3 protein-coding genes are annotated in these 1733 nt (G+C 48.5%); all 3 read right to left on the reverse strand.

Annotated features, from left to right (window positions below):
* Window positions 1-645: 645 nt before the first annotated feature.
* The 3 genes from QEH54_RS22700 to QEH54_RS22940 all read right to left on the reverse strand — a co-directional run bounded on the left by QEH54_RS22700 (window position 646) and on the right by QEH54_RS22940 (window position 1529).
* Window positions 646-951, reverse strand: coding sequence for a hypothetical protein (locus tag QEH54_RS22700; protein ID WP_309021020.1), 306 nt, complete (start codon window positions 949-951; stop codon window positions 646-648).
* A gap of 63 nt (window positions 952-1014) precedes the next feature.
* Window positions 1015-1326: a hypothetical protein gene (locus QEH54_RS22705; RefSeq protein WP_309021021.1), complete on the reverse strand. Its 312-nt coding sequence runs from the start codon at window positions 1324-1326 to the stop codon at window positions 1015-1017.
* On the reverse strand, window positions 1326-1529 hold the full coding sequence (locus QEH54_RS22940; RefSeq protein WP_345785688.1) for an addiction module protein: 204 nt from the start codon (window positions 1527-1529) through the stop codon (window positions 1326-1328). Before QEH54_RS22940 ends, QEH54_RS22705 begins: the two co-directional genes overlap by 1 nt.
* Window positions 1530-1733: the final 204 nt, after the last annotated feature.

The raw sequence follows: 1733 nt of genomic DNA on the forward strand, positions 1-1733 counted from the left end.
GGTGTGAGTTGTAGTAGCTGTATTCATAAAGGCACTATATTGACGGGTCGCCTCATGGCGACTCGTCTCTGTGCCTTCTCATTCCTACTGGTTAGACCAAGTTTTTCTTCTCATTGGTTGATCAATCTCCATGTGCTTTTCATCGGCTGTGATGTTGTCTCCTTTGATCGATGTCGATTGGAGTCAGATACTGGAGTGTCCTCGTTGTGCTTAGAGCTACGAGAACTGATATCGAAGCGAACAGTAGCGCGATCAATGGCATCGGTGGCCCCCAGACTAGTGCTGAAAGACCGGCTGTGGCAGCGCACAAAACTGTCCAAGCCAACCGAATCGGCCTTCTCCAGTGACTCAATCGAATGCATGTTATCGGTGTCACCACGCTGAGTGTCCCGAAGCAAAGTTGAATAAGTGTCTCAACTTTCTGGCCAATCGTTTGGGCACGTGGAAACTGTTGTATGACGCCAGAGATCGCTACCCATGCTAGGGTGATTAGGAAAAGAGAAATGGCTGCGAGTAGGACGCGCCGAACTAGGTAGTTACGTTTTTCAGAGCCATTCATTTCTTTAGTTTCGTCTAACGTGAAAGCCATACGCGGAAGTCAGCGCGGAGCGCTGGCTGGAGTTGTACGGGCTGACTGGATATGAATTATTTCCAGGAGTGAAACTCTCCTAATATGACGTGATTCATGAACTCCTGAATCAGTCCGATCTTTTTTGGAGGATCTTCTTTTCTAATCTTCAGTGGGATGTCCTCGATTCTCACTTCTGGAATGTCTTTGATGATCTCTTCGCACGAGAAGCACATTTCAGAGAGCCAACCCGTTCCAACGATTATCGAGTTCCGGCAAGGGGCCTCAACAAAGAACTGAAGTGCTGCGAGCTTGGCACTTTGTGCGGAGATTTTAGCTTCGCCTCCAGGAAGTCCTGCATAACTGACTTTGTAGTTCTTCATATCGTGAAAGCCATACACGGAAGTCAGCGCGGAGCGCTGGCTGGAGTTGTATGGGCTGCCTGGTTAGCCCCTTCTTCTTTCAAGTTCTTGGCGTATCCAAGCGGGGTCTTTTCGCATATCTAGGACAGCAGCAACACGTGCAATGCTTCCTTCTATATCGTAGTAAACTGCGAATGGAAAACGCTTCGATAAGAGTCGGTAGAATCCAAATCTTTTGCTGTGCACGCCAGATATGAGCCTCAACGATTCAATATCGGAGAGAAGGCTATCGATAAAGTAGAGTCCGATTCCTTCACCCTTTTCGTCATAGAAAGCCTTTCCCGCATCCAAGTCTTGGGCGGCTTCCTCGAGGGTGGCGACCGTCCTAATTTGCATCAGCGATACCGCTCTCGGAGCTGCTCAATCGTGAGGTACTTAGCCTCTGGAGAATCCATCAACTTCTTTCTTTCGGCGAGGACTTCGCCGTGCCAAGAAGGTGATTCTGGCTCGGAGTCTTCGTGACACAGAGAATCCCAGATTTGTTCCATTGCCGTAAGTCGTTCCTGTACAGACATTTTCTTTATTTCCGAGATACTCATGATTCCTAGACTAGGGATTTCGGCTGCTGAGGCAAGTTGCTCTTTTCTTGGCTAACGTGAAGGTCATACGCGTAGGTCAGCGCGGAGCGCTGGCCGGAGTCGTATGGGACGACTTCCATGAGAAGGCACTGCAAGTTAATAATATAAAGGAGTTCACGACTTTTGTATATCAAGTCATCTGGGTATCGGATTCCATGTGTTTGA

The sequence above is a fragment of the Pelagicoccus sp. SDUM812003 genome, from assembly GCF_031127815.1.
In the GTDB taxonomy this organism is placed as follows: Bacteria; Verrucomicrobiota; Verrucomicrobiia; order Opitutales; family Opitutaceae; genus Pelagicoccus.